General features: G+C 69.2%; 6 protein-coding genes. 4 read left to right on the forward strand and 2 right to left on the reverse strand.

Annotated features, from left to right (window positions below; all coding sequences use genetic code 11):
• The coding region (locus AB7U92_RS20865) for an Rne/Rng family ribonuclease (RefSeq protein ID WP_428581521.1) at positions 1–1,216 on the reverse strand (1,216 nt) is incomplete at its 3' end.
• 628 nt (positions 1,217–1,844) lie between these two features.
• On the opposite strand from AB7U92_RS20865, the gene AB7U92_RS20870 reads away from it, so the two are divergent.
• From AB7U92_RS20870 to AB7U92_RS20885, 4 genes are read left to right on the forward strand one after another with little or no spacing between them, the layout of a single operon-like run.
• The gene (locus AB7U92_RS20870) at positions 1,845–2,777 is read left to right on the forward strand and encodes an RluA family pseudouridine synthase (protein WP_428581523.1); all 933 of its coding nucleotides are present in this window, start codon (positions 1,845–1,847) and stop codon (positions 2,775–2,777) included.
• Positions 2,774–3,436, forward strand: coding sequence for an HAD family hydrolase (locus tag AB7U92_RS20875; protein ID WP_428581526.1), 663 nt, complete (start codon positions 2,774–2,776; stop codon positions 3,434–3,436). Before AB7U92_RS20870 ends, AB7U92_RS20875 begins: the two co-directional genes overlap by 4 nt.
• Positions 3,429–3,827, forward strand: coding sequence for a Rieske (2Fe-2S) protein (locus AB7U92_RS20880; RefSeq protein WP_428581528.1), 399 nt, complete (start codon positions 3,429–3,431; stop codon positions 3,825–3,827). Before AB7U92_RS20875 ends, AB7U92_RS20880 begins: the two co-directional genes overlap by 8 nt.
• 10 nt (positions 3,828–3,837) lie before the next feature.
• Positions 3,838–4,863 (forward strand): S49 family peptidase, encoded by a 1,026-nt coding sequence (locus AB7U92_RS20885; protein ID WP_428581530.1) that lies wholly within the window; start codon positions 3,838–3,840, stop codon positions 4,861–4,863.
• Positions 4,864–4,866: 3 nt separating this feature from the next.
• On the opposite strand, the gene AB7U92_RS20890 is transcribed toward AB7U92_RS20885, so the two are convergent.
• The gene (locus AB7U92_RS20890) at positions 4,867–5,355 is read right to left on the reverse strand and encodes a cupin domain-containing protein (protein WP_428581532.1); all 489 of its coding nucleotides are present in this window, start codon (positions 5,353–5,355) and stop codon (positions 4,867–4,869) included.
• Positions 5,356–5,522 lie beyond the last annotated feature (167 nt).

Below are 5,522 nucleotides of genomic sequence, written 5' to 3' on the forward strand. Positions count from 1 at the left end.
TGCAGCGCGGGCAGGTGATGTGGCTGCCCTCGGACAGCGCCGGGCGCAGGCGCTGGCGGCTGAGTTCGAGCAGGCCGAACTTGCTGATCGAGCTGAACTGCACGCGGGCGCGGTCCTGGCGCAGCGCATCGCGCAGGCGCGTCTCGACCTCGCGGCGGTTCTTGCTCTCCTCCATGTCGATGAAGTCGACGACGATCAGGCCGCCGAGGTCGCGCAGGCGCATCTGGCGGGCGATCTCGTCGGCCGCCTCGAGGTTGGTGCGGGTGGCGGTTTCCTCGATGTCGCTGCCGCGCGTGGCGCGCGCCGAGTTCACGTCGACGCTGACCAGTGCTTCGGTGTGGTCGATCACGATCGCGCCGCCGGAAGGCAGGTTGACGGTACGGCTGAAGGCCGTCTCGATCTGGTGCTCGATCTGGAAGCGGCTGAACAGCGGCGCGTCGTCGCGGTAGCGCTTGACCTTGTGAGCCGTCTCCGGCATCACGTGGTTCATGAACTGCTGCGCCTGCTCGAAGATGTCGTCGGTGTCGATCAGGATCTCGCCGATGTCCGCGGTGAAGTAGTCGCGGATGGCGCGGATCACCAGGCTCGATTCCTGGTAGATCAGGAAGGCGCCCTTGCCGGCCTTGGCCGCGCCGTCGATCGCCTCCCACAGCTTGAGCATGTAGTTAAGGTCCCACTGCAGCTCGGCGGCCGAGCGGCCGATGCCGGCAGTGCGGGCGATCAGGCTCATGCCCTTGGGGTAGTCGAGCGACTCGAGGTTTTCCTTCAGCTCCTCGCGGTCCTCGCCCTCGATGCGCCGGCTCACGCCGCCGCCGCGCGGGTTGTTGGGCATCAGCACCAGGTAGCGGCCGGCCAGCGAGACGAAGGTGGTCAGCGCCGCGCCCTTGTTGCCGCGCTCTTCCTTCTCGACCTGCACCAGCAGTTCCTGGCCGTTGGCGATGACGTCCTGGATCTTCGCGTCGCGCACGGAGACGCCTTGCTTGAAGTACTCCTTGGCGATCTCCTTGAAGGGCAGGAAACCGTGGCGGTCTTCGCCGTAGTCGACGAAGCAGGCTTCGAGCGACGGCTCGACGCGCGTGACGACGGCCTTGTAGATGTTGCCCTTGCGCTGCTCGCGCCCTTCGATCTCGGTCTCGAAGTCGAGCAGCTTCTGGCCGTCGACGATCGCCAGGCGACGCTCTTCCTGCTGCGTCGCATTGATCAGCATGCGTTTCATGTGCACTCCTCCGGCGCCGCCTTGCAGGGCGACGCCACATCAACAGTCACCGCCCGCGGATGCGGAAGGCGACGCTTCGATGCACGAGAGAACGCGTGGGAACCGGAAGGAATCGCCCTGGACTGCAGTGCGGCCGATCAGCAGATCGGGTGCAACCGCAGCGTTGGCGCGTGCGTGACAGTGGGAGGGGCGGAGCAGCGCCAGCGCGCGGGCCTCGTGGGCCGGCATGCTGGTGCGATGGCGTGGCCGGTCGCGGGCTGCGCCATGCAGCCTGTTCGCGATGCGGGGGAAACCGGGGTCGACATCCGCCTGGGATCACTGGACGCGGACGGGAGCGCAGTCGTTGCGGCGTGGCCGCAGGGCTTGTCTCCAGTCCGGGAAACCTTGTTCTGGGTTCGTTGTTCGTTCGCTCTGCCGCATCGCTTCTCTCGCCGCGCCGTCGCTTCGGGACGGCTCCTGCGGGGGACCGCGCTGCGTTGCATCACCGGATTGGCCGCTCTCCTGAGCGGCCCGCCACCCTGGCTGCGAGGCTAAACTCCGAAGAATCAAGCACTTAGAGCACAGCGTGGACCGGCCGATTATAGGTGGGAAAAGCTCGGCGGCCGTGTCCGGCGCGAACGCGCCATCCGTGCTGCGCCTCACGGTCGACGAAGGCTCCCAGGGCCAGCGGCTGGACAACTTCCTGATCCGGCTGCTCAAGGGCGTGCCCAAGACGCACGTCTACCGGGTGATCCGCTCCGGCGAGGTGCGCGTCAACAAGGGCCGGGCTTCGGCCGACACGCGCCTCGAAGTCGGCGCCGTCGTGCGCGTGCCGCCGGTGCGCGTGGCCGAGCGGGCGGCGGCCGCGCCGGCGCCGGCGCGCGAGTTCCCGGTGGTCTTCGAGGACGAGCACCTGATCGCGGTGAACAAGCCCGCCGGCGTGGCGGTGCACGGTGGCAGCGGGGTGAGCTTCGGCGTGATCGAGCAGCTGCGCCAGGCGCGGCCGCAGGCGAAGTTTCTCGAGTTGGTGCACCGCCTCGACAAGGAGACGTCGGGCCTGCTGCTGATCGCCAAGAAGCGCTCGGCGCTGACTGCGCTGCAGGACCAGCTGCGCGCGCGCGAGACAGGCAAGGTCTACGCCGCGCTGGTGACCGGCGACTGGCCGGCCAGCCGCAAGGTCATCGACGTGCCGCTGCACAAGTTCCTCACCGGCGAGGGCGAGCGTCGCGTTCGCGCCGTCGAGGCTGGCCACGAGGAAGCCAAGCGCTCGATCACGCTCGTCAAGGTCGCCCGACGCTACAGCGGCTACAGCCTGCTCGACGTGACCATCAAGACCGGCCGCACCCACCAGATCCGCGTGCACCTCGCCCACGAAGGCCACCCGATCGTCGGCGACGACAAGTACGGCGACTTCGCGCGCAACAAGGCGGTCGCGCGTGGCGCGGCACGCTTCGAGCGCATGTTCCTGCACGCGAAGCGGCTGCGCTTCCAGCACCCCGCCAGCGGCGAGGTGATCGAGCTCGAGGCGCCGTTGCCGCCAGAATGCGAGGCTTTTCTCGCGACGCTTTCCGCCCCGACATGACCCGACCCCGCCAGTTCGACCTGATCGTGTTCGATTGGGACGGCACGCTGTTCGATTCCACCGCGCTGATCACCCGCTGCATCCAGGCCGCCTGCCGCGACGTGGGTGTGACGGTGCCGAGTGACCGCGAAGCCAGCTACGTGATCGGCATGGGGCTGGTGGAAGCGCTGACCCATGCCGCGCCCGAGCTGCCGCGCGAGCGCTACAAGGAGCTGGCCGACCGCTACCGCCACCACTACTTCGCCAAGCAGCACGAGATCGTGATGTTCGAGGGCACGCTGCCGATGCTGCATGACCTCAAGGGCCGCCACCACTGGCTGGGCGTGGCCACCGGCAAGAGCCGACGCGGGCTCGACGAGGCGCTGCGCACGGTGGCACTTCAGGGCCTGTTCCACGCCACGCGCACCGCCGACGAGACCGCCTCCAAGCCCGACCCGCGCATGCTGCTGGAGCTGATGCGCGAATTCGGGGTCGAGCCGGAGCGCACGCTGATGATCGGCGATACCACGCACGACCTGCAGCTCGCCGCCAACGCCGGCACGGCGTCGATCGGCGTGAGCTACGGCGCCCACGAGCACGAAGCCTTCGAGGACTTCGATACGCGCTTCGTCGCGCACTCCACCCGCGAGCTGCACGACTGGCTGCTGCAGCATGCCTGAGCCGCAAGGGTCCGAGCGACCGGGCGAGGCCCAGCACCTGTGCGCCTCGGCCGAGCTGGCCGAGCGCGGCGACGCGATCGTCTTCGACGTGCTGCAGTACCGCCAGCCGGCGCGCGCCTTCGCGCTGCGCGTCGACGGAAAGGTGGTGGCCTACCTGAACCGCTGCGCCCACGTGCCCACCGAGATGGATTGGCAGCCGGGCCAGTTCCTCGACAGCGAGCGGCAGTTCATCCTCTGCTCGATCCATGGCGCGGCCTACGATCCGGGCAGCGGGCGGTGTGTCGGCGGCCCCTGCGGCCGCGGCCGCCTCGTGGCCATCGAGGTCGAGGAAAGGGACGGGCAGGTGTATTGGTATCCTTCCCGCGACACTCAACCTCCATTCGCCGACTGAGCGCCCCGCGATGAGCACACCTGACGAACCCACCTCCGGCGCCCGCGTGGAGCCGGCCTTCGGCAGCCCGGCCCCGGCGCCGGCAGCGTCCGGCGCTTCCACCGCGAAGTCGCCGGCCTGGGAGGGCAACCTCGAGGAACTGGCGCGTGACCTGCTGCGCGAGCGCCGCGCCGATCGCCGCTGGCGCATCTTCTTCCGCCTGGCCTGGCTGCTGCTGGTGCTGGTGGTCGCCACGCTGCTGTTCTCCTCGCCGGTCGGCCCGGCGGCGAAGAGCGCGCCGCACACCGCCCTGGTGGAAGTGCGCGGCGAGATCGCGGTGGACACCGAGGCCAGCGCCGAGAACCTGGTGGCGGCGCTGAAGTCCGCCTTCGAGGATCAGGGGGCCCAGGCCGTGGTGCTGCGCATCAACTCGCCCGGCGGCAGCCCGGTCCAGGCCGGTATCGTCAACGACGAGATCCGCCGCCTCAAGGCGCTGCACAAGAAGCCGGTGTATGCGGTGGTGGAGGAGATGTGCGCCTCCGGCGCCTACTACATCGCGGTGGCCGCCGACGAGATCTACGTCGACAAGGCCAGCCTGGTCGGCAGCATCGGCGTGCTGATGGACGGCTTCGGCTTCACCGGCACGATGGAGAAGCTCGGCGTCGAGCGACGCCTGCTCACCGCCGGCGAGAACAAGGGCATGCTCGATCCGTTCTCGCCGCAGAACGAGCAGCATCGCGCCTTCGCCAAGGCGATGATCGACCAGATCCACCAGCAGTTCATCGCGGTGGTGAAGCAGGGCCGCGGCGCGCGCCTGAAGGAGACACCGGAGACCTTCTCCGGCCTGTTCTGGAACGGCGAGGAAGCCATCAAGCACGGCCTGGCCGACAAGACCGGCAACCTCGACTTCGTCGCCCGCGAGGTGGTCAAGGCCGAGGACATCATCGACTACACGCCGCACGACAACGTCGCCGAGCGGCTGGCCAAGCGCTTCGGCGCCGGTGTGGGCGCCGGCATGGTCAAGGCGATGCGCGAGATGGCGCCGCAGCTGCGCTGAGCGCTAGGGTTCCCCGTCCCAGTAGTCCAGCGCCTCGCCCGGGCGCTGGATGATGCGCAGGCCGCGCACGTAGCCGGCCACCTTGCCCGAGTCGGGGTACTCGCACAGCTCCGGCCGCTCCTGCGTGCTGATGCTGAGGTAGCGCATCGGCGCATCCGACGTGTTGATGAACTGGTGCGGATAGTCCGGCCCCGGCGGGATGAAGACCACGTCACCCGCGCGCACCGGCACCATCTCGCCGGCCACGCGCAGCGTGCCGCTGCCCTCGAGGATCACGAACATCTCCTCCTGCGCGTGGTGCAGGTGGTAGGGGCAACTGCGCTTGCCGGGCGCCAGCACGTCGTAGCCGGCGCCGAGCTTGCGCGCCGCGGTGCCGTCGGAGACGCCGCCGCACAGCGTGTCGTAGAGCGGCTCGCGCTGCTGGCGCTCGAGCGCCACCTCGTCGAGGTTGCGCACCAGCGAGCGGCGCAGTTGGGCGGCGCGGTCGTTCATCGCCGGCTCCTGCATCCGGCTCAGGGCGCCTTGGGCTGGAAGCCCTCGACGCCCATCTGCCACAGCAGGAAGGCGTAGACATCGGCCCGCTCCAGCATCTGCTGCTTGCGCGTGTTGCCGATGCCGTGGCCGGCGTCGTAATCCAGGCGCAGCAGGATGGGTTTGCC

Source organism: Piscinibacter sp., assembly GCF_050175855.1.
Classification (GTDB): Bacteria; Pseudomonadota; Gammaproteobacteria; order Burkholderiales; family Burkholderiaceae_C; genus Piscinibacter.